The organism is Haloglomus litoreum (genome assembly GCF_029338515.1).
Classification (GTDB): Archaea; Halobacteriota; Halobacteria; order Halobacteriales; family Haloarculaceae; genus Haloglomus; species Haloglomus litoreum.
The window spans coordinates 3,454,433-3,475,951 of sequence record NZ_CP119988.1 but is presented as its reverse complement, the minus strand read 5'-3'; the positions used below and the strand labels follow the sequence as shown (position 1 = coordinate 3,475,951).

Annotated in this window: 21 protein-coding genes; 9 read left to right on the top strand and 12 right to left on the bottom strand. The window is 70.7% G+C overall.

Translation table 11 applies throughout. From position 1 onward, the window contains the following. Window positions 1-52 precede the first annotated feature (52 nt). The 4 genes from P2T62_RS17520 to P2T62_RS17505 all read right to left on the bottom strand — a co-directional run bounded on the left by P2T62_RS17520 (window position 53) and on the right by P2T62_RS17505 (window position 5,598). Window positions 53-1,969, bottom strand: coding sequence for a PGF-CTERM sorting domain-containing protein (locus P2T62_RS17520; RefSeq protein WP_276258306.1), 1,917 nt, complete (start codon window positions 1,967-1,969; stop codon window positions 53-55). A gap of 242 nt (window positions 1,970-2,211) precedes the next feature. Next, window positions 2,212-3,429 carry a cell division protein FtsZ gene (ftsZ, locus tag P2T62_RS17515; RefSeq protein WP_276258305.1) on the bottom strand — a complete coding sequence of 406 codons (1,218 nt, stop codon included), beginning with the start codon at window positions 3,427-3,429 and terminating at the stop codon, window positions 2,212-2,214. A gap of 210 nt (window positions 3,430-3,639) precedes the next feature. Beyond that, on the bottom strand, window positions 3,640-5,013 hold the full coding sequence (locus P2T62_RS17510) for a D-aminoacyl-tRNA deacylase (RefSeq protein ID WP_276258304.1): 1,374 nt from the start codon (window positions 5,011-5,013) through the stop codon (window positions 3,640-3,642). Between the two features lie 69 nt (window positions 5,014-5,082). Continuing rightward, a complete protein-coding gene (locus P2T62_RS17505; protein WP_276261635.1) occupies window positions 5,083-5,598 on the bottom strand; it encodes a CinA family protein in 516 nt (171 codons plus the stop codon). 192 nt (window positions 5,599-5,790) lie between these two features. On the opposite strand from P2T62_RS17505, the gene P2T62_RS17500 reads away from it, so the two are divergent. Then, the gene (locus P2T62_RS17500) at window positions 5,791-6,891 is read left to right on the top strand and encodes a pyridoxal phosphate-dependent aminotransferase (protein ID WP_276258303.1); all 1,101 of its coding nucleotides are present in this window, start codon (window positions 5,791-5,793) and stop codon (window positions 6,889-6,891) included. 196 nt (window positions 6,892-7,087) lie between these two features. After that, window positions 7,088-8,128, top strand: coding sequence for an ArsA family ATPase (locus tag P2T62_RS17495; RefSeq protein ID WP_276258302.1), 1,041 nt, complete (start codon window positions 7,088-7,090; stop codon window positions 8,126-8,128). Window positions 8,129-8,147: 19 nt separating this feature from the next. On the opposite strand, the gene P2T62_RS17490 is transcribed toward P2T62_RS17495, so the two are convergent. The 3 genes from P2T62_RS17490 to serS all read right to left on the bottom strand — a co-directional run bounded on the left by P2T62_RS17490 (window position 8,148) and on the right by serS (window position 11,420). Next, entirely contained in the window at window positions 8,148-8,387 is a 240-nt protein-coding gene (locus P2T62_RS17490; protein ID WP_276258301.1) for a hypothetical protein, read from the bottom strand. 15 nt (window positions 8,388-8,402) lie between these two features. After that, on the bottom strand, window positions 8,403-9,758 hold the full coding sequence (locus tag P2T62_RS17485; RefSeq protein ID WP_276258300.1) for a glycerate kinase type-2 family protein: 1,356 nt from the start codon (window positions 9,756-9,758) through the stop codon (window positions 8,403-8,405). 279 nt (window positions 9,759-10,037) lie between these two features. Beyond that, entirely contained in the window at window positions 10,038-11,420 is a 1,383-nt protein-coding gene (gene serS / locus P2T62_RS17480) for a serine--tRNA ligase (RefSeq protein WP_276258299.1), read from the bottom strand. 830 nt (window positions 11,421-12,250) lie between these two features. Between serS and P2T62_RS17475 the strand changes: the two genes are divergently transcribed. Further along, window positions 12,251-13,051: an SDR family NAD(P)-dependent oxidoreductase gene (locus P2T62_RS17475; RefSeq protein ID WP_276258298.1), complete on the top strand. Its 801-nt coding sequence runs from the start codon at window positions 12,251-12,253 to the stop codon at window positions 13,049-13,051. 13 nt (window positions 13,052-13,064) lie between these two features. Here the strand turns inward: P2T62_RS17475 and P2T62_RS17470 are convergent, their stop codons facing one another. The 4 genes from P2T62_RS17470 to P2T62_RS17455 all read right to left on the bottom strand — a co-directional run bounded on the left by P2T62_RS17470 (window position 13,065) and on the right by P2T62_RS17455 (window position 16,306). Further along, window positions 13,065-13,595, bottom strand: coding sequence for a DUF7384 family protein (locus P2T62_RS17470; protein ID WP_276258297.1), 531 nt, complete (start codon window positions 13,593-13,595; stop codon window positions 13,065-13,067). A 184-nt stretch (window positions 13,596-13,779) separates the two neighbouring features. Continuing rightward, window positions 13,780-14,169 carry a ferredoxin Fer gene (gene fer, locus P2T62_RS17465; protein WP_276258296.1) on the bottom strand — a complete coding sequence of 130 codons (390 nt, stop codon included), beginning with the start codon at window positions 14,167-14,169 and terminating at the stop codon, window positions 13,780-13,782. 104 nt (window positions 14,170-14,273) lie between these two features. Next, on the bottom strand, window positions 14,274-15,476 hold the full coding sequence (locus tag P2T62_RS17460; RefSeq protein ID WP_276258295.1) for an inorganic phosphate transporter: 1,203 nt from the start codon (window positions 15,474-15,476) through the stop codon (window positions 14,274-14,276). A gap of 176 nt (window positions 15,477-15,652) precedes the next feature. Next, window positions 15,653-16,306: a hypothetical protein gene (locus tag P2T62_RS17455; protein ID WP_276258294.1), complete on the bottom strand. Its 654-nt coding sequence runs from the start codon at window positions 16,304-16,306 to the stop codon at window positions 15,653-15,655. A gap of 206 nt (window positions 16,307-16,512) precedes the next feature. Here P2T62_RS17455 and P2T62_RS17450 point away from each other — a divergent pair, with 206 nt between their 5' ends. The 6 genes from P2T62_RS17450 to P2T62_RS17425 all read left to right on the top strand — a co-directional run bounded on the left by P2T62_RS17450 (window position 16,513) and on the right by P2T62_RS17425 (window position 20,756). Then, entirely contained in the window at window positions 16,513-16,788 is a 276-nt protein-coding gene (locus P2T62_RS17450) for an eL43 family ribosomal protein (RefSeq protein ID WP_276258293.1), read from the top strand. A 3-nt stretch (window positions 16,789-16,791) separates the two neighbouring features. Next, window positions 16,792-16,926 carry a DNA-directed RNA polymerase subunit P gene (locus tag P2T62_RS17445; protein ID WP_248653523.1) on the top strand — a complete coding sequence of 45 codons (135 nt, stop codon included), beginning with the start codon at window positions 16,792-16,794 and terminating at the stop codon, window positions 16,924-16,926. An 11-nt stretch (window positions 16,927-16,937) separates the two neighbouring features. Further along, on the top strand, window positions 16,938-17,225 hold the full coding sequence (locus tag P2T62_RS17440) for a KEOPS complex subunit Pcc1 (protein ID WP_276258292.1): 288 nt from the start codon (window positions 16,938-16,940) through the stop codon (window positions 17,223-17,225). Window positions 17,226-17,306: 81 nt separating this feature from the next. After that, window positions 17,307-17,717, top strand: a complete 411-nt coding sequence (locus tag P2T62_RS17435; RefSeq protein WP_276258291.1) for a prefoldin subunit beta — start codon at window positions 17,307-17,309, stop codon at window positions 17,715-17,717. Between the two features lie 4 nt (window positions 17,718-17,721). After that, window positions 17,722-18,000 (top strand): DUF3194 domain-containing protein, encoded by a 279-nt coding sequence (locus P2T62_RS17430; protein WP_276258290.1) that lies wholly within the window; start codon window positions 17,722-17,724, stop codon window positions 17,998-18,000. A 257-nt stretch (window positions 18,001-18,257) separates the two neighbouring features. Further along, the gene (locus P2T62_RS17425) at window positions 18,258-20,756 is read left to right on the top strand and encodes a DNA topoisomerase I (RefSeq protein WP_276258289.1); all 2,499 of its coding nucleotides are present in this window, start codon (window positions 18,258-18,260) and stop codon (window positions 20,754-20,756) included. A gap of 33 nt (window positions 20,757-20,789) precedes the next feature. On the opposite strand, the gene P2T62_RS17420 is transcribed toward P2T62_RS17425, so the two are convergent. After that, complete coding sequence (locus P2T62_RS17420; protein ID WP_276258288.1) at window positions 20,790-21,422, bottom strand: helix-turn-helix domain-containing protein; 633 nt, start codon at window positions 21,420-21,422, stop codon at window positions 20,790-20,792. Between the last annotated feature and the right edge of the window lie 97 nt (window positions 21,423-21,519).

Sequence of the window (21,519 nt, the reverse complement as noted above, 5' to 3'; positions counted from 1 at the left end):
TCCGCCCGGATCGGGCCCCGTCGGTCGCCCATCTCGGTCACGGCCCGTCGGTTCAGTCACGCCGGCGGGTCGCGAGGAGCGCGCCCACGAGGAGCGCGAGCAGCGCGACGGCCGGGCCGAACCCGGACTGGCCGTCGCTCGCGGTCGGTTCGGGCGTCTCCTCCCCGGCCGTCGGGGTCGCGGTGGGCGTCGCCGGATCCGGGGCCGGGTCGGTCGGGGTCGGCTCGGGCGTCGGCGTGGCTGTCGATGTCGCCGGCGCCACGACCGTCAGCCGCCCCGCTCCCCGGTCGCCCACCCGGAGCCGGTACTCGCCGGCTGCGTCGAAGGCGGCGGTGAACGAGACGTTCCGCGTCTCGCCCGCCGGGACGCGGACCACGGTGTCGTTCACGAACTCCCCGTTCGCCCTGAGGATCGCGCGGTAGTCGCCGTCCACCTCGCCGACGTTCTCGACGACGGCAGTGACCGTCACGGGCTCGTCGACGCCGACGCTCCGGTCGCTCAGGTTCGTCGAGACGACCTCGAACGTCCCATCGCGGGCGCCGACGGCGAACGTCGAGAAGCCGGGTGAGGTCACCTCGTAGCGGTAGTCGTCGCCGGCCTCGCCGGTGTAGGTCGTCGCGAGCCGGGTCCAGCCGCCGCCTCCGGCGTGGCGGTAGACGGCGAGGTTCTCCGGGGGAAGCCCCTCGAGCCGTGCCTCGCGAACCCGGAGCCCGAAGGTCACGTTCTCGACGCGTTCGGTCCCGGTTGGGTCGACGTGGAGCCAGGTCAGGGCCGGCCGGATGTCGTCGGGCTCTCTCGGGACGTTCGGCGGCCGGGTCGCGGTCTGTCGCACGTCGGCGGTCAGGTTCCGGACGACGCCGTTCGCCCCGACCCGGAGTTCGTCGAAGACCACACCGCCCTCACGCCCGGTCTGCAGCGCCGGGAGTTCGAGCGTGACCGTCTCGTCGGCCCGGAGGTCACGGATCGACAGGGCCAGCCTGTCCCCGCCGGCGCCGGTGTCGCGGAGGCCGACGGTCGCGTTCGTCTCGCGGAGCGCGGTGACGACGACCCGGCCGACGAGCCGATTGCTGACCTCGACGTTGTAGCCTCCCCGCTGGTCGAAGATGAGCGTCTCGGAGATCGTCACCGTGTCCCCGGGGCGGATGCGGATGCCACCCTGGCTCTGGTTCACGAGGTCCCCGTCGATGTGGAGGAGGTAGATGAACGACCCGTTCCGGCCGCCGACGTTCTTGATGTCGACGGTCAGGGCGACGGGTTCCTCGATCTCGACCTCCGTCCGGTTGAGCGTGGTATCGAGTGTGAACTCGGCCGGCTGATCCGGAGGTGCGTACCCCCGCACGACCTGGTCGAGGACCGTGAACGTCTCCTCGAGCACGTCCTCGAAGTCCCCCCTGTCGATGTCGACCCAGCGCCCGTCCACGCTCTCGGCCAGCCGCCGCAGGTCGTTGGGCTGTCTCCGCTCCGGGGAGACGGCGACCAGTGTGGTGTTCGTCTCCTCGAGTGCCTCGCGGGCGGCCGTCCGGGCCGTGATCGTGCCGTCGTCGTCCTCGTCGGTCACCACGACCACGACGCGACGGGCGTCCTCGCGGTAGTCGAGGCCCGTCGCGAGGCGGATGCCGTGCGAGGCGTTCTCCGTGGTCCCGAAGAGTTCGAACTCGAACGCCTCCCGGAGCCGGTCCGCGTCCCTGGTGAACCCCTGGATCAGCTCCGTGTCGCCGGGATCGTTCCCCTCGTAGGCGACGACGGCGTACCGGATGTCGACGTCCTCGGCCGCGAGGTCGGCGGTCAGGTTGGCGATCCGCTCGCGGAACGTGTCGCGCTCGGCGTCCATACCCACCGTCCGGTCGAACACGATGACGACGTCCGCAGCCGTGGTCCGTGTCGCACTCGCCGGCCCGACGAATGGGACCAGGCCTGCCGCCACGACGGCCAGCACGACCAGGCCGACCTGCACTCGCTGTCGGGACACCGCCGGGTGATGCCGTTCCGATTTCGATACCCGCCTCTGTGGGGTGGTTCTGTTGGTCACCGCTGCTCTGCACTTTCGTAGGCAATTCGGGTATTTAAATTAGCATCATGATTACCACGGTATTTGGTGTAACGAGCGGCCGAGCGTGCTGTCCGTCGGGGACCCGTTCCAGCGACTGGGAGGTGCTCGATACCTGGTGCTGGGCGGTAGAGTCGAGAGAGTGCGGCCGTGCCGGGTCGCCGTTACTCCACGAAGTCGATGCCGCCGTCGGAGGAGGCGGGCTGTTGGCCGCCGGCGCCGTCGGTGGCCTGCCCGTCGAGGTTGCCGACCTGTCCGGCCTGGCCACCCTGTCCCTCGGCGGCCTCGTTCTTGCCGTAGATCTGCGGGCTCTCGACGCCGGTGACGACGATCATCGTCTCCATCTTGCCGTCGAAGTCCTGGTTGACGGAGGCGCCCCAGATGATGCGCGCGTCCGGGTCGATGCGGTCGTAGATCTGCTCGACGACGCCCTCGGCCTCCTCGATGCTCATGTCCGGGCCGCCGACCACGTTGACGAGCGCGGAGTTGGCGCCGTCGAACTCCACGTCGAGCAACGGCGAGCGCAGCGCCGAGCGGATCGAATCCTGGGCCTTGTTCTCGGAGTCGGACTCGCCGAGGCCGATCATCGCGACGCCGCCGTTCTCCATGATCGTCTTCACGTCGGCGAAGTCGACGTTGACGAGGCCGGGCTTCGTGATCAGCTCGGTCATCCCCTTCACCGAGCGCATCAGGACGCGGTCGCAGATCTTGAAGGCGTCCTGGAGCGGCAGGTTCGGCGCGTAGTCCAGCAGCCGGTCGTTCGGGATGACGATGACGGTGTCCGCGACGGCCCGTAGGCGCTCCAGGCCGGCATCGGCGTTGGCCCGCCGGCGCTCACCCTCCGCGGTGAACGGGACCGTGACGACCGCGATGGTCAGGGCGCCCTGCTCCTGGGCGGCCTGTGCGACGACGGGGGCAGAGCCCGTCCCCGTCCCGCCGCCCAGCCCGGCGGTGACGAACACCATGTCCGAGCCGTCGATGGCGGCGTTGATGTCGTCGATGTTCTCCTGGGCGGCCTCCTCCCCGATCTTCGGGACCGAGCCCGCGCCGCGGCCGCCGGTCCGCTGGCGGCCGATGAGGATCTTCGTGTCGGCCTCGACCTCGGTGGCGAGGTGCTGGGCGTCGGTGTTGGCCGCGACCAGCTTCGCACCGTGGATGCCCTCGCGGTCCATCCGGGTGACGGTGTTGCCGCCGGCACCGCCGCAGCCGACGACGGTGATCTTCGTCTCGAGGTCCTCGACGACACTCGCCAGCTCCTCGTCGGTCATGGTGCCCGACGTGTTCGGTGAGTGGTCGTTCGAGTTCGCCGGCCCGTCCCCAGCCGGGCCCTCCTCCTCCCTATTCTCGGCCTCGTCGATGGCGTCCTCGATCAGCGAGTCCATTCTGTCCGGTCGGATGCCTACGTCCCGTAAGTAGCTTTCTCCGCCGTCGCACGCGTGTCTGACGCCGATGCGCGCTTTTGCCGGTTCTCGAGTGGGTGATGGGGATAAACCGTCAGCGACGATACGGAATCCGGTCCCGGCCGCCGGCGTGCGCGCCGCTCTCGGGGTGATGTCTGACGCGCCCGCGCGGCTCTCCGGCCCGCCGTCTGGTCAGAGCGGGAACCGCAACTCCTCCTCGGAGCGGACCGCCCCGGGCTCGATGACGCGCCCGTTCACCTCGACCGTCTCCCCGGCCGACAGCTTCCCGAAGGCCGGGCCCTCCGGAACGCCGAGGGTGCGTGCCTTCTCCGGGTCGAACGCCGTCCGGCGCGCCACGACCGCATCGGCGTGGACGCTCACGCCGTCGTAGCGCTCCCGGAGGACGGCCACCAGCTCACCCACCAGTTCGGCCCGGATCTCGGCGGCGGCCTCGGCGTCGGTGGCCGGGAACAGCGCCCGGTCGTCGACCAGCGTCCCGTTCTCGGTGGTCGTCACCGCGACCGTGCGGCTGTCGACCGCCTCCCGTGTCCGCTCGCGGTCGATCCCCTCGCACTCGGTCACGAGTCCGGCCGGGAGCTCGACAGCGGTCAGGGGACCGGCGTACCCGGGCGCCCGGTCCCCGAAGCGGAGGCCCTCCCCGACCCGGCAGAGTTCGGCCTCGGCGCGCTCGACGGTCGCCTGCGGGACGCCGGTCGTCTCCCGGAGGTACGTCTCCCCGACGACGCGGTGGCGCAGGTCCTCGAGAACGGCGACGAGGTCCGGGTGGTCACCCTCGACGAGCGCGTGGCTGGCGCCGCTCTCGGTGAAGGCGGCGTCCAGGGTCGCTCGCGCCGTCGGCGTGTCCGGGTCACCGAGGTCGTCCAGGCACCAGTCGGCGGCGATGTGGCCGACGGCCCAGTCAGTCTCGCGGACGACCCGCTCCGGACGGGCCGCGTAGTGGCCGCCGCCGAAGCAGACGACGGACCGCTCGGCGTCGGGGGACACGCCGCGGAGGTCGAGGATCGTCCGGGCCACGGCCCGCGCGGCGTCGGGGTCGTCCCACTGGGGCTCGTCGCTCCCCACCTCGACGAACAGCGACGGACAGCCCACGTCCGTCGGGCCGTGGTGGGTACACTCCAGGCCGGTCTCGTAGCCATCGGGCGCGTGCCGGGTCAGGGCGTCGAGCGCCTCAGCCGTCGCGTTCGGCGCCGCAGCGGCCAGTTCACCGTCCGCGCCGCCGTGGTCCGCCGGCCCGAAGTTCCCGGTGTGGTGGGCCGTCAGGAGCGGGCCCGTCTCGCCGGCGTGGCGCGACGCGAACGCGAGCAGCCCGGCTTCGCGTTCGGGCCCCTCGTCGACCGTGCCGAACGCCGACGCGACACCGTCGAGGTGGAGGTGGAGGTCGTCGAACTCGCGGAGTTCGGCGCCCTCGGTCCGGTAGACGGTGCCGCCGCCGTCGGCGTCCGTCCGCGTCCCGTCGGTGTGCTCGGTCCACGACGCGCGGGCGCGCAACTGCTCGCCGATGTGGACGGACGCGCTGTCGGCGCGGCTGACGACGATGGCTAGCACGGGTGGCGGTCGGCTCCGGGTGGTCGAAAACGCGTCGGTCCGGTGCCGCCGTCCGCTGCCGGGCTACTCCTAGCGGGCCTCGATAGCTGCGAGCGCGTCCCGGAGCGCCTGCCGGGCGAACTGCTCCTTGACCGCGAGCCGGTCGCCGTCGAAGACGTACCGCTCGACGCTGCTCGTCGACTCGCCGGAGCCCCACGCGCCCGCGTACGCGACACCAACGTACACCGTTCCGACCGGATCCGCGTCGTCGCCGCCCGTCGGCCCGGCGATGCCGGTCGTGGCGACACCCCACGTCGTGTCCGCGGTGTCCCGCACCCCGCGGGCCATCGCGCGGGCGACGGGCTCGCTGACGGCGCCGTGCTCGTCGAGGTCCTCGCGCGGGACGGCAAGCACGTCGCGTTTGGCGTCGTAGGAGTAGGTGACGACCGAGCGGTCGAAGTAGTCGCTCGACCCCGGAACGTCGGTCAGCAGCGAGCCGATGAGCCCGCCGGTCGCGGATTCGGCGGCCGCGATGGTCGCGTTCGTCTCCCGGAGCGCGTCCCCGATGCGTTCCTCGACCGGCGGGTCCTCGGCGAACTCGTGCATGTCCGCCAGCAGGAGCTTCTCGCCCATGAAACCGGGCGCTCTCGTGACCTGTCGCTGGCAGTGCAGGGCGGATTTCGTATCGCGGTGACTGGTTTACGAGTCGGGCATCCGCCGCATCTTCTGTCGCCTGGGAGCGGTCGGAATCCGACTCCGAAAGGCAAGAACCACGTCGAACGCTCCGCGAGGGCGGGTATGGACTACGAGCGGCCACTGTTCTTCCGGGTGATGCAGTACGCCGCGGCCGCCGAGCGGGACGTGGTAGATATGGTCAGCGGGAACCCGGACTGGGAGCCCCCCGAGGCGCTCCGCGAGGGTATCCGCGAGTTCGCGGACCTGCCGGTCGAGCACTACCAGTACCCCCCGAGCGAGGGGCTGGACGAACTCCGGGCGGGCATCGCCGCCCACCACGACGTGCCGACCGAGAGCGTGTTCGTCACGAACGGCACCGGCGAGGCCAACCACCTCGGGACCGCCATCGGACTGGATGAGTATCCTGGAAACGAGGTACTGCTGACCGACCCCGTCTACCCCTACTACGCCGGTCGGACGGAGCTGCTGGGTGCCGATTCGACCTACGTGGCTGCCGACGAGCAGGGCCGTCTCGACCCCGAGGACGTACGCCGGGCAGCCAGCGACGAGACGGCCGTCATCGTCGTCAACTCGCCGAACAACCCGACGGGCGCGGTGTACGGGCGCGAGACGAAGCGGGCGCTGGTCGAGGTCGCGGAGGAACACGACGCGCTGCTCGTGAGCGACGAGGTGTACGAGCGGTTCGACCACTCTGGCCGGTTCTGCTCGGCGCTCGAATTCGACTCGGACCATCGCTTCGTGACGAACGCCTTCTCGAAGTCGATGGCCATCACCGGGCTGCGAGTCGGGTACTGCATCGCCCCCGAACCCCTTCGGCCGGCGGTCCGGACACGGCACATGCTGACGAACGTGACCTGCTCGCGGCCCGCGCAGTACGCCGTTCTGAAGGCACTCCGGGAGACGCCAGAGTCGTACTACGAGGGGAACCGCGACCTCGTCGCCGACCGCATCGAGACATTCACGGCCGCGCTGGACGCAGCCGGCGCTGATTACGTCACGCCCGAGGGCGCCTTCTACGTCCTCGCGCGGTTCGAGGACTATCCGGGAACGCTCGCGAACGTCGAGCGGCTCATCGACGAGGCCGGCGTCGCGGGGATGCCGGGCGACGCTTTCGGCACCTCGCGCGCGGACTGGCTCCGGTTCGCGCTGGTGACGCCACTGGTCGAGGAGGCGGCCGAGCGGCTCCGCGATTTCTTCGCCTGACGGCCACGACGTGGCCGTGGCTCTCGGTCCTCGCGACCGCCCGCGTGCGGTCTATCCGGACTCCCGGTCACCCCTCGAACCGGGCCCCCGTGCTGGGGGCACGTCCGCGTTCGGTGGTGCGGCCTCCGGTTTGAACCTTCGCCGAGCCGGACGCGATACCGACGGGTACTCCCGTCCCGACGGAGTACCGCGGCATATGAGCAGTATCGACGTGGAGGCCGTGGAGTCGGTCGAGGACGAGGCACTCGCGGTCGACGCACCGGAGTACGTCCTCTACGGCGGGAAGGGCGGCGTCGGCAAGACGACGATGGCGGCCGCGACTGCGCTCGCGTCGGCCCGTGACGGCGTCGCCACGCTCGCCGTCTCGACGGACCCCGCGCACTCGCTGTCGGACTCGCTGGGCACCGACATTCCGGCGGAGCCGACGCGCATCCGCGAGGACGTGCCACTGTACGCCGCGGAGATCGACCCGGACGCGATGACGAGTGGCCCGTTCGCCGAGGGTGGCGAGGGCGGCGGGATGCTCGGCGGGCTGGACGCGCTGATGCAGGACGAGGGACTCAATCCGTTCGCCGCGGGGACGATGCCCGGCGCCGACGAGGCCGCCGCGATGCAGTTGCTCCTGCAGTACATGGACGACGAACGGTTCGACCGCGTGGTCGTGGACACGGCGCCGACGGGCCACACGCTGCGGCTGCTGGAGCTCCCCGAGCTGATGGAGTCGCTGACCGGCCGCCTGCTCGCCTTCCGCGAGCGACTGTCCGGGATGATGGGCAGCGTGAAGGGATTGTTCGGCGCCGGCGCGGACGAGGAATCCATAGAGCAGGGGATGGACGACCTGCGGGTGCTGGCCGACCGCGTCGAGCGGCTCCGCGAGCGCCTGCGCGACCCCGCACGCACCGATTTCCGTGTCGTGATGGTACCCGAGGAGATGAGCGTCGTCGAGTCCGAGCACCTCCTCGAACGGCTGCGCGCGTTCGAGATCCCCGTCGGCACGGTGGTCGTCAATCGCGTGATGCAGGACCTGGCCGACGTGACCGACATGGAGGCCGACTGGTTCGTCGCACCCGATCTCGAGAACTGCGAGTTCTGCCAGCGCCGCTGGCAGGTCCAGCGCTCGGCGCTCTCGCGGGCCCAGGACGTGTTCCGGGGCCACGACGTGAAGCGTGTGCCGCTGTTCGCCGACGAGGTCCGGGGGGAGCGGATGCTGCGCGTGGTCGCGGCCTGTCTCGCCTGAGCGCCGGGGTCTCGACGGCTCAGGTACGGCGCCCGACGATGCGCGCGACCACGAGCCCCAGGCCGACGAACATGAGCGCGAGGAGCGACTGCAGGACGGCGCCCGTCGGCTCGCCCTGGCGGACGAACCCGACGGCGCCCGCGATGAACAGCGAGGCCACCAGGCAGTGGAGGCCGAAGGTGGCCCACTGGAGCCGGTCGAACGTCAGCGGCGAGGGGAAGAACTCCAGCACGTCGGTAGCTACGTCGTCGTCCAGCAAAAAGCCGCCGCGTCCTCACCCGTCGCGCCCGACCACGAGCACCCGGAGGTCGTTCACGTTCGTTCCGGTCGCGCCGGTTCGGACCAGCGCACCACGGTCGCCGAGGTGGCCGTGCGAATCGCTGCGCGCGAGCGCGTCCCGGGCGGCCGCCGGGTCCTCGATGGTCCCGGGGTCGACCAGCGCGCCGGCTGCCTCGGCGCTCCCGTCACGCCCGTCCGTGTCGACGCACGCGAGCGCGACCGGCGCGTCCGTGCCCCCGAATTCCAGCGCCACCCGGAGCGCGTACTCGCCGTTCGGGCCGCCCGTGCCGTCGCCCCGGACGGTGACGGTCGTCTCGCCCCCCGAGAGAACGACCGCCGGCGGGTCGACCGGGTCGCCGGTCGCGAGCGCCTCCTCCGCGACGGCGACGCCCGTGAGCGCCGCCTCCTGCGCCTCGCCGCGCACGCGCGAGGAGAGGACGAGCGGGTCGTAGCCGGCCGCTGCCGCACGGTCGCGGGCCGCATCCAGTGCGGTGCGAGCCCCGGCGAGGACGTGGTTCGTCACGCGGTCGAACGCGCCGTCCTCGGCATCCGGTGTCTCCGGGTGGTCCCCCCGTGCGCCGGCCTCGAGATGCGCCCGGACGGCCGGCGGGTCGATGGCATACCGGTACAGCACGTCCAGCGCGTCTCCGTAGGTCGTCCGGTCCGGCGCGGTGGGGCCGCTGCCGACGACGGCCGGGTCGTCCCCGACGACATCGCTGACGAGCAGTCCGACGACCGTCGCTGGGGCCGCCACGCGTGCGAGGTGGCCGCCCTTCAGCGCGGAGAGGTGCTTGCGGACGGCGTTCGTCTCGTCGATGTCGGCACCGGCGGCGAGCAGGGCCTCAGTCACGTCGCGGAGGTCGGCGAGTGCGAGGTCGCCCGCCGGCGCGGCGAGACAGGCCGAACCCCCGCCCGTGACGACGGTGAGAACGAGGGTGCGAGCGTCGGCGTCCCGGGCGGCGGCGAGGACGCGCTGGCCCGCCGTGACGCTCCCTTCGGTCGGGGTGGGATGGCCGGCCGTGACGGCCTCGGCGCGGTCGAGGCCAGAGGTGTCGGCATCCGACGGCACGCCGACGACGCCCCCCGAGAGTCGGTCGCCGAGGGTGGCTTCGAGGCCGCGCGCGACGCCGGCCGCGGCCTTGCCGCCCCCGAGGACGAGGATCCGGTCGTACTCCGCGAGGTCGTAGGTGTCGCCGCCGACGGTGAGCTGCCCGCCCTCGAGACGGACGCGTTCCCGGGTCGCGCGCTCGGGGTCGGCCGCGCGGATGCCCGCCTCGACGCAGTCCAGCGCGAGCTCGGCGAGCGCGGGGGCCTGCGCGCCGTCGAGCAGGGCGTCGCGGTTGCGAATCACGTCCGGCGGGTGGCACGGAGGCCTGATAACGGTGTCTCGGACAGGCGGAGGGTGGTGCGATGTCGAGGGGTAGTATATATGATAAACCGCTCACCACGATATCGAATCTGCCGCCGCGGCCTGCACTCTCCTGAATCCGGAGTATCCGTCTGACGAGAAATTATTGGGTAATACTCTGAACAATACTATAAAGTATGGGATAAATACCAAAAGCCTTCGATCAGCGAAGGGTTCGGAAAGTATGTCGAATATTTCTGGTCGACCGCCCCGCGTCGACCGTTACTCCTTCTCGCCGGCGCCGACGGCCGACTCCCCGACGGGGTCGTGGCCCTCGATGACCTCCGTGCCGCCCATGTAGGGCTGAAGTGCCTCGGGCACGTCGACGGTGCCGTCCTCGTTCTGGTAGTACTCCAGGATGGCGACCATCACGCGGCCGACGGCGGTCCCCGACGCGTTGAGCGTGTGGAGGTACTCGGCCGACTCGTGGCGCTCGGGGCGGTACTGGATGCCGGCGCGCCGGGCCTGGAACTCCTCGAAGTTCGACGCCGACGAGACCTCCAGCCAGCGGCCGCCCTCCTCGGGACCGTCCTCGCTGTCGGTGCCGGGCGCCCACACCTCGATGTCGACGGTGCGGGCCGAGGCGAACGTCAGGTCGCCCGTGCAGAGGTCCAGCGTGCGGTAGGGGAGGCCGAGCCGGTCGATGACCTCGCAGGCCTCGTCGATGAGGCTCCAGAGGCGGTCGTAGCTCTCGTCGGGCCGGACGAAGTTGACGAGTTCGACCTTGTTGAACTGGTGGACCCGGACGATGCCCCGCGTCTCGGTGCCGTGCTCGCCGGCCTCGCGCCGGAAGTTCGGCGTGTACGCCTGGTACTTCAGCGGGAGGTCGTCGTCGAGCATGATCTCCTCGCGGTGCATGTTCGTCACCGGCACCTCGGCGGTGGGACAGAGCCAGAGGTCGTCGTCGGTGTACTCGTCGTGCTCGGCGCCGCCGATGCGGTAGGCGTCGTGGTTGAACTTCGGGAGCTGGCCGGTCCCCCGCATCGACGCGCTCGTCACCGGGACGGGCGGGAAGATATCGTGGTAGCCCTGCTCGCGGTGGACGTCGAGCATGAACTGGATGAGCGCGTGCTCGAGGCGTGCGCCGTCCCCCTTCAGGAAGTAGAAGCCGCCGCCGGTCGTCTTCGCGCCGCGGGCCTCGTCGATGATCTGGAGTTCCTCGCCGAGGTCGTAGTGCGGTGTCACCTCGTCGGGCAGGTCGCGCAGATCGTCGAAGCCCACGCGGTCGCGCTCGACGTTGTCGGCCTCGTCCTCGCCGACGGGCACGTCCTCGTGGGGAATCTGCGGGAGTTCGAGCAGGCCCTGTTCGAGCTTCGCCTCCAGTTCGTCGGCGCGGTCCTCGACGCGCTCGATCTCGTCCTTGAGTTCCTGTGACTCCTCGATGGCTGCCTGGGCCTCCTCTTCCTTGCCCTCCTGTTTGAGCTGGCCGATCTTGCTCGAGACCTCGTTGCGCTCGTGGCGGAGGCCGTCGCCCTCGGCCTTCAGGTCGCGCCACTCCGCGTCGATCTCGAGGAGCGCGTCCACGTCAACGTCGTCGTACCCGCGCGCGTCGAGTGCCGCGCGCACCTCGTCGGGGTGCTCGCGGAGGTACTGCCGGGGAATCATCTGTTGATGTGGGGTTCTCGGGTGGTCGGAAAAGTCGTGTCGGTGTCGCGGGACTGGGTGGCATACGGTGTCTATACTGTCGGTGATGCCTGAAGGAACAGCTACGAAGCCCTCGCGCTCTCGACCACTCCGGGACTCGCTGCGCTCCTTGCCTCGCTCCGCTCGGCTGCGGTGCTTGTTCCGGAAGACTCGCGTTGCTCGTCTTCCGTCGTTCGCGCCTTCGGCGCTCACCGTCGTCCGGGAGGGTTCGAGAGCGCTCGCCCTTCGAGTCCGCCAGGGCGTACCGTCTCGGTCGAGCGTTCGGGCGTGCTGGTTCCAGCGAAGTGCTCGTATCCCCACACCTCCCCGCGCGAGCGCGGCGTGTTGCCTCGCCACCCCTCGCTCCGCTCGGGTGACTCGGCCGGAGCGCGCTCGCGCGCTTCCTTTTCTCGGAACCGACCGACCAACCGCTCCCCGGCCGGGAGCGCGTGGCGAGCAGCGGGGCGTTCCGCGCCCCGAGCGAGCGGCGAAGCCGCGAGCGCAAGCGAGCCCGCGCGACCTGGGGAAGGGCAGGGCCACAGCGGCCGGGGAACAGCCGAATCCTGGCGGACTCGAAGGGCGAGCGGGCTCAATCCGGCCCCGGTGACGCAAGCACCGCAGCGGAGGGAGCAACGCGACCGGAGCGAGGAGCGCAGCGAGCCGCGGCCGGTTGAGCGCGCGAGGGCTTCGTGGGCGTTCCCGTCGTCGTCATTATATCCTCCACGAATCGCAGTCTCATCGACCCGATTACCTCGCCGTCCTGCACGCGAGAGCCAGAACTATACGCCCACCAGCCACCCCACGAACCACACATGCCACACGGAACCGCGCTCGTCACGGGTGCATCCGCGGGAATCGGCCGGGCGCTCGCCGAGGAGTTCGCCCGCAACGGTTACGACCTCGTCCTCGTCGCGCGTCGGGAGGAGAAACTCCGGGAGGCGGCCGACGAGTTCGAGCAGTACGGCATCGACGCCCACGTCGTCCCGACGGACCTCGGGAGCCGGGCAAACCGCGAAGAACTGTACGGGGAGGTCACGGAGGAGCGTGACATCGAGGTCGACACGCTCGTCAACAACGTCGGCATCGGAACGCAGGGCAAGTACACGGACATCCCCGTCGACCGGGACCTGCTACAGATCGAACTCAACATCACCACGCCCTCGCACCTGACCAAACTGTTCGGCGCGGACATGGTCGAGCGCGGTGACGGGCGGGTCCTCAACGTCGCGTCCTCGGCGGCGTTCCAGCCCGGACCCTTCATGGCGGTCTACTACGCGAGCAAGGCCTACCTCCTCTCCTTCTCCGAGGCCCTCCACGAGGAACTCGCAGCGGACGGCGTGACGGTGACGGCGCTCTGCCCCGGCCCCGTGGAGACGGAGTTCCAGGCGCGCGCCGAGAACGAGGACGCGCCCATCGGCGGTGGCGAGCACGACGGCCTGCTGAGCGTCAACTGGCAGGACGCCGACGACGTGGCCGAGGCGGGCTACGACGGCGTCCACGACGGCGAGGCGGTCGTCGTCACGGGCACGGACCTGAAGGTGCTCTCGCGGGTGGTCCCGCTGCTGCCGCGGTCGACGGTGCGGAAGCTGTCGCGGAGCCTGAACGAAGCCTGACTTCGACGGAGAATCACACCCGCGGGTCGCGGTCCGGCCCGGGGTACTCGCCCGGGTTGTCGTCGTGGACAGCGGCCCACAACGCCGCGGCGTCGAAGACCCGGACGAAGGCCCGCGGGTGGCGCACCGACACGTCGATGCGCTGGCGCAGGTTCGCGCCCGCGCCGGCGCTCGCGAGTGACTGCTCGAACGTGAGCACGTGTGCCGCGGGACCGGCGTGGGCCGCCACCAGTGCGGGGTGCCCGCCGGCGGCCGGCTCGACGACCGTGGCCCACCCCTCGACGCGGTCGCGCCAGGCCGCCGCCAGGTCCGGGTCCGCGAGGTCGGCGACGATGGCCTCGGCGTCGTCGAGAAGGGGCCCGGTCGCGACGAGTGTGGTCCAGGAGTGCGCACGGAGCGCGTCCAGTGCGGCGCGGGCCGCCGCGCCGTCATCATCCACCTCGTCAGCGTCGGGCGTGCTCGCTGCCGGCCCGCCACACAGCAGGTCCGCCGCGAGCACGTCGGCGTCGGCGACGACGCTGGCGGGGCTGGGACGGTCGGTCACGCACGGTCCTCCCGGCGTCCCGCGAGCGCCTCGCGGACGGCCGTGACGGTCACCTCGTGCTCCTCGCCCCGGTCGAACAGGTCGGCCCAGTCCATACGCCGACTGGGTGCGGGGAGGCGAATAAGTGGGTCGGCGTCGGCACGGCTGCTGGCGGGTCGAAAGCGGGAGAAACGACGGTGGCGTCTCAGATGACGCGGTTCTGGAGGTAGTCGAGGTGCTTCGCGTTGTAGACGATCTGGACCGTATCGGCCGCGGGCGACCCGATGCAGGTCAGGCGGACGTTCTTCTCGTCGACCTCCTCGTCGGAGAGGATCTGCTGCATGTCCATGTCGATGTCGCCCTCGAGGACGATGGCGGCGCAGTTCGCACACGCGCCGGCACGGCACGAGAAGGGCCAGTCGTAGCCCTGCGCTTCTGCGGCCTCGAGGATGTACTCGCCCTCGTTGACATCCAGCTCGCCGTAGTCCTCGCCATCGAGGTCCATGTCCGCGGCCTCGTCGAAGACGGGGTCGTCGTACATGTCCCAGCCGTTGTCCTCGACGACCTCGTAGTTGAGGTATTCTACTGTAGGCATCGCACGGCGGTACGCCCGCCCCTACCTTCAAAGCTACTGTTAGGCGCCCCTAAACCGATTTTCTGGACGCACGTCGAGCGCGCCGTCGGAGGACTCGCCCGTTCCTAGAAAACGGGCGCGTACTCGAAGAGGAGGAACGACGCGGCTGCGGAGATGGAGGGCGTCATGATCCACAGGACGATGACGCGGCCGGTGGTGGCGGGGTCGAACAGTTCCGTCGCCGCGAGGTCGTCCGGGTCCTCCTCGCCGATGCGGGGCACGCTCCTCGCCTCGGCGCTGTCTCCGCCGGCACCCTTGCCGTCCGCGGCCAGTGCGTCCACGCGAGCCTTCGCGGTCGGCTCCTCGCCGGCCATCGCGGCGCCCGCGGCCTCCGAGAGCGTCGTCGTCCGGGTCGCCCGGCCCCAGCCCAGCCCGACGATGGACATCGTCGCCGACACCGCGAGCGAGGCCGGGATGCCGATGACCGAGAGGAAGGTGATCAGCGAGGCCGCAACCGTCTCCACGATGAGCGCGGCCAGCAGCGGCAGGTCCGTCAGGTCGTTGCCGACGGTGTCCAGCGTCCGGCGGGCGATGGTGAACGCGCCGACGCCGATGGCGCCGCCCGCAAGGAGGACGCCCGTGTTCGGCCTGATGGCCTCGCTTCCGACCAGCGGTGCGACCGCGTTCGCGACGTTCGATGCGCCCGCGGAGAAGGCCATGTAGCAGGCGATACCGACCACGAGGACGACGCCGACGACATCCCTCAGCGCCGCCCCGGGCGCGCGGGCCGGGTACGGAATCGGCCCGGCGTACCGGCGCTCGATGACGCCGCCGGCCGAGTCGAGCGGAACCTTCGCGTCGAGGTACGGGTAGAGGTAGCGCCCGATGACCGCACAGACCCAGAACGCGGCGATGGGGGCGACCAGCCACCAGGAGACGATGCGACCCATCACCGGCCAGACGATGGAGTCGGTGGCGACGCCCAGGCCGGCGATGGCACCGACGGCGGTCATCGACGTGGAGGCGGGGACGCCGAACAGGTTCGACACCAGCAGCGCCAGCCCCACGAAGAACAGGACGGCCACGCTGGCGGCCAGCGAGAACTGCGAGGGCGGGACGATCTCGCCGCCCATCGTCTCGATGACGTTCTTCCCGACGGTGTAGCCACCGAGCAGGGCGAACGTGGTCATCAGTCCGGCAGCGGCCGTCTTCGAGACCGTGTCGCTCCCGACGGCCGGCCCGAAGGCGACGCCGGTCGAGGAGCCGCCGATGTTGAATCCGACGAACGCCGCGACCAGCAGCCCGACGACGAGGAGCGGCGCTATCACGGGGCAGGATTCGGTGTGGCTGCAGTTAAACGGTGTCCCTTGTGGTCGACGTCGACCGTCTGCTTCCCAGCCTTCTGCCGATCTCTCCAGATGCTGCCGGTTTTCCATCCAGAAAGACCGCGATATTCGATAATGTGGCGATTACGATAGATACGAGTGGTGCTGGGCCGGTCCGGTCACGCCAGGTACAGCCCCGTGCCGAGCACCGCGGCCGTCGACAGCACCGGCACCAGCGCGACACCGGCACCGAGCCGACGCGCGAGGCCGCTCGCCCACAGGGCCAGCGGTACCGCGTGGAGGACCCCCAGCACGGCGAACGGCCAGGGACCACCCAGGACCAGGCCCGCGACGACGACACCGGCCTCGCAGGCCGCCGTGGCGAGCCAGAGCGCCCCGTCGTCGCCGGTTCGACGGACCGCGGCGCCCGTAGCGAGAAAGCCCGCGGCACCCGCCAGCGCCCACGCGACCCAGTAGGTGGCCGCGGGCAGCCATCCCAGGAGCGCCCCGAGGGTCGCCATCGACGCCGCAGCGTTGACGGGGCCCCACACCAGGAACGGCCGGGCGAACCGGACCGCGTCGGGGGTCGCGAACACGCCGCCGCCGACCATCAGGACGACGAGCGGTGCCCACACGAGCGCGGCCAGCAACGCGGGGTCGGTCGCGCCCGCGAGGCCCGGCCGCGCCGTGAGCAGGCTGGTCACGCCCCAGCCGAGCGCCCCGACGACGGCACCCAGTGCCAGGAACGCCCGCCCGGAGACGACTCCAAGTGTCGGCAAGGGGGGCCGGACGGGCGGGTCGGTCGCCGTCGGGTCCCCGGGTGTATCGGTCACTGCCGGCTCCTTGGCCCCCGTGGCACAAAGCGGACCCGCCGGACTCCGGGGATCTGCCCCGTGTGCTCCGGCCCAGCCTCCCGAACGACCACCTCGACCGGCGCGACACGAGGGCAGTCGAGTGACGCGCGGTCCGGTCGTTCCCCCCGACCGTCGTACCGGAACTCGCAGGGCTTATACGGGTGAGGGCCGCACCGTCGGGTACTATGGCCAAGAGCAAGACGGGCAGTGCGGGCCGCTTCGGCGCCCGCTACGGGCGTGTCTCGCGCCGCCGTGTCGCCGAGATCGAGGACGACATGCACAACTCCACGCGCGACGGCAACGACGTCAAGCGCGTCGGAACCGGCGTCTGGGTCGACGAGGAGACCGGCGAGAAGTTCACCGGCGGCGCCTACCGCGCTCAGACCCCCGCGGGCAAGACGGTCCGGCGCTCCATCCGGGCGGCCCTCTCCGGTGGCGACGAGGCCACCGACGACGAGTAACGCATGAGCTACAAGTGCTCCCGCTGCAAGCGCGACGTCGAACTGGACGAGTACGGCGGCGTCCGCTGTCCGTACTGTGGCCACCGCGTCCTGCTGAAGGAGCGGAGCCGCGACGTCAAGGAGATCGACGTCCACTGACGCCGGCACCCGTGTCCGACGACGGCGACCGTGGCGACGCGACGACCTACTTCCCGCACGAGACCGTTCTCGACCTGTCCTACGACGACCCCGAAGCGGCGGCGCTGGTCGCGACCAGCCTCCGGCAGGACGTCGACCGCATCGACGGTGACCGGAGTACCGCGGCCGTGGCTCACGAGGACGACGTCGTCCGCGTCACGATCCGGGCGGCCGATCTGACGGCGCTCAGAGCTGGGCTGAACACCTGGACCTCACTGGTCGACGTGGCGGACCGGACGAGGGAGGCGGCGCTGGCGTGACGCGACCCGGCGACGGACGGTCGGGCTCTTCGTGAGCCCGAGAAGCGGGGGTTTTTCACGGGCGAACCCGAGCCGACAGGTATGCAGGGTAACCTTCCGCCGGAGGCCCAGGAGAAGCTCGAGGAGCTACAGGACCTCCAGGAGACCGCACAGCAGGTCGCAGCCCAGAAGCAGCAGGCCGAGACCTCCCTCCGGGAGTCCGAGAACGCGCTCGACGCGCTCGACGACGTCGACGACGACACCGAGATCTACCGCGAGGTCGGCGAGCTGCTCGTGAAGAGCGAGTACGACGAGGCCTACGACGAGCTGGAGGAGAAGGTCGACTCGCTGGAGATCCGTGTCGAGACCCTCGAGAAGCAGGAGGAGCGGGTCCGCGAGCAGTTCGAGGACCTCCAGGAGGAGCTCCAGCAGCTGCTCCAGGGCGGCGCCGGCGGCCCCGGCGGCGGTGGCGGCCCGATGGGACCGGGCGGCCCGGGCGCCGGCGGCGACTGACGCGATGGCCGATTCCTCGACCGACGAGGCAGACGGCCCCAGCGACGAGGCCGTCGTGAACACCGCCTCGGAGGCCGCCGAGGGGCTCGTCCTCTCGCGGTTCAAGCAGTCCGACGTCCGTGACCTGGACGTGACCGTCACCTTCGAGGACGGCGTGCTGGAGGTGGACGTCTACCTCAACGCGCCGGACGCGGACGCCGACCTCGACCCCGAGCAGGTCGCCGACGACGCCGCGCTCGCCGCGCAGGACGCCGTCGACGAGCTGTTCGCCGAGTCGGAGTAGCGTAGTTCTCTCGCGCGGGCCGCGCGGGCCCGGGCGCACACTCACACCGCCCACACGCTCGCGTCCGGCGCGCCGTGCGCGCGCCCCGGCGCCCGCTCTCACGCCCGTCCGACACGCGCTCGGACGCCCGTCCGCACGCACACCCGCGCTGTCCGGCGATTTCGCCCGAAACGTTTAGCAACCGCTGGGGGCTACGGGCCGGTAATGACTGCAGCCGATCTCGGGGCGCGCCCGCGCCCCACGCGGGGTGAGCGCGCGTGGAACTGATCATCACCGAGAAGGACAACGCCGCGCGCCGCATCGCGGACATCCTCAGCGACGGATCGGCGGGGACCGACCGTCGCAACGGCGTCAACGTCTATCAGTGGGACGGCGGCCAGACGGTCTGTGTCGGCCTGTCGGGTCACGTCGTCGCCGTCGACTTCCCCCCGGAGTACGATGACTGGCGCGACGTGCGGCCGGTCGAGCTGCTTCGGGCGGACATCGAGAAGCGCCCGACCCAGGAGAACATCGTCCGTACCCTCCAGGAGCTGGCCCGGGAGGCCGACGAGGCGGTCATCGCGACCGACTACGACCGCGAGGGCGAACTCATCGGGAAGGAGGCCTACGAGCTCGTCACGGAGGTCGCCTCGATGCCCATCGAGCGCGTACGGTTCTCCTCGATCACCGAACGCGAGGTGAAGAACGCCTTCGAGAACCCGGACGAACTGGACTTCGACCTCGCCGCCGCCGGCGAGGCGCGCCAGATCATCGACCTGCTGTGGGGCGCTGCCCTCACACGCTTCCTCTCGCTGTCGGCCGGGCAGCTCGGCGAGGACTTCATCTCCGTCGGGCGGGTCCAGAGTCCGACGCTCAAGCTCATCGTCGACCGCGAGCGCGAGATCGAGGCGTTCGACCCGGAGGACTACTGGGAGCTGTTCGCCGACCTCCACAAGGACAGCGTGGAGTTCGAGGCGCAGTACTTCTTCGAGGGCGAGGGCGGGACCGAGGAGGAGCGCGTCTGGAACGAGGCCGACGCCGACGACGCGTACGCGGCGCTCTCGCAGGCGACGAGCGCGACGGTCACCGGCGTCCGGCGCCGGACCCGAACCGACGAGCCGCCGGCGCCGTTCAACACGACCCAGTTCATCCGCGCGGCGAGTTCGCTGGGCTACGGGGCCGGCCGCGCCATGAGCATCGCCGAGGACCTGTACACCGCCGGCTACATCACCTACCCCCGCACCGACAACACCGTCTACCCGGAGGACCTCGACCCCGAGGACCTGGTCGCAACGTTCGCGGACACGGGCGCGTTCGGCGAGGACGCCGCCTCGCTGCTCGACGGTGACGACATCGAGCCCACGCGCGGGGAGACGGAGACGACCGATCACCCGCCCGTCCACCCAACCGGCGAGGTCCCGGGGAAGGCCGACATCGGCGACGACGAGTGGGAGGTGTACGAACTCGTCGTCCGGCGGTTCCTCGCGACCTGTGCCGACCCCGCCGAGTGGGAGCACCTCCGCGTCACGGCCGAGGCGAACGGCTGCCAGCTGAAGGCCAACGGGAAGCGCCTGCTGGAGCCGGGCTATCTGGACGTCTATCCGTACGCGTCGTCGGACGAGAACCTCGTCCCCGATGTGGACGAGGGCGAGGCCCTCGATCTGACGGACGCGCGACTCGAAGCGAAGCAGACCCAGCCCCCGCGCCGGCGCGGCCAGTCTCGGCTCATCGAGACCATGGAAGGTCTCGGTATCGGCACAAAGAGTACCAGACACAACACCATCGAGAAACTGTACGACCGCGGCTACATCGAGGACGACCCGCCGCGGCCGACGCGCCTGGCGATGGCGGTCGTCGAAGCGGCCGAGGAGTTCGCCGACCTCGTCGTCGACGAGGAGATGACCCAGCAACTCGAGCAGGACATGACGGCCATCGCCAACGGGGAGGCGACGCTGGACGACGTGACCGACGAGTCGCGCGAGATGTTAGGGCGGGTGTTCGACGAACTCCACGACTCGCGCGAGGCCATCGGCGAGCACCTTCGCGAGGCGCTGAAGGACGACAAGCGGCTCGGCCCCTGCCCCGAGTGCGGCGAGACGCTCATCGTCCGGCGGTCGCGCCGTGGGTCGTACTTCGTCGGCTGCGAGGGGTTTCCGGACTGCGAGAACACCTACCAGCTCCCCTCCTCGGGCGAGCCCACGGTGATGGAGGAGTCCTGCGACGAGCACGACCTCAACCACGTGAAGATGCTGGCCGGACGAAGCACGTTCGTCCACGGCTGCCCCATCTGCAAGGCCGAGGAGGCCGACGCCCAGGAGGACGAGGTCATCGGCGCTTGCCCCGAGTGTGGCGAGGAGCACGGCGGCGAACTGGCGATCAAGCACCTCCAGAGCGGGAGCCGGCTCGTCGGGTGTACGCGTTACCCCGACTGCGACTACTCGCTGCCGCTCCCCCGGCGTGGCGATATCGAGGTGACCGACGAGCGCTGTCCGGAGCACGACCTGCCCGAACTCGTGGTCCACGACGGCGACGGCGACCCGTGGGAGCTGGGCTGTCCCATCTGCAACTTCGAGGAGTTCCAGGCCCGGCGGGCGACGCGCGACCTCGATGACCTGGACGGGGTGGGCGAGAAGACGGCCGCGAAGCTGGCCGACGCGGAGATCGAGTCGCTGTCGGACCTGCAGGCTGCGGACCCGGACGACGTGGCCAGCCGTGTCTCGGGCGTGAGCGCCGACCGTGTCCGGGACTGGCAGGAGCAGGTCGAGAGTGCCAGCTGAGAGGACGGGCCGCGTCACTCCCGGCCGCGTCGCTCAGAGCAGCTGCTCGACCAGTCGGCCGTAGCCGCGCCGGAGCCGCTCCGAGACGGCCTGGTTCGAGATGTCGAGCTCCTCGGCCAGCCCGGTGGTGGTGGTGCCGCGAGGGATGTCGAAGTAGCCCATCTCGTAGGCCAGGACGAGCGTCTCGCGCTGCTCCTCGGTCAGCCCGATATCGTCCCCTCTGGCCTGTGCGGCGTCGTACAGCCGCTTGAGCTGGAAGCTGATCTCGTTCTCGTCGAGGTAGCTCCGGTAGTCGGCGAGCGTGCCGCGGTCGGGGAACCGCGTCCGGGAGTGCCACCAGCCGTCGGCGTACCAGGCCTCGAGCCGCTCGGCGCCGAGTTCGACCCACCGTGGATAGAGGACGACGTCGGCCTCACCGACGGCGATGCGGTAGAGCCGCTTCTCCCCGACCGTGTCCAGTACGGTCAGGTCGGCGACCGTCGGGTCGTCGGCGACGGCGCGTTCGAACGCCTCCAGGGGCCCCCGGGCCCACGCGAAGAGGATCGGGCAGTCGGGGTCGGTGGCGAACGAGCGCTCCAGCTCCAGCTCGACGTCGGGGACGGCCTCGAAGGTCGGTGCCAGGACGAGCCGGTCGGCGGAGAGCCGGTACTCCGCGATGACGCTCACGGCTGGCCCCCGACTCGCTCGACCGCGCGCATGCCCGAGGGTTCGATGGGAGACGTAAACCGCTGTCGGTGGTGCGGGTGGTTGCTCGGCGTCGGGA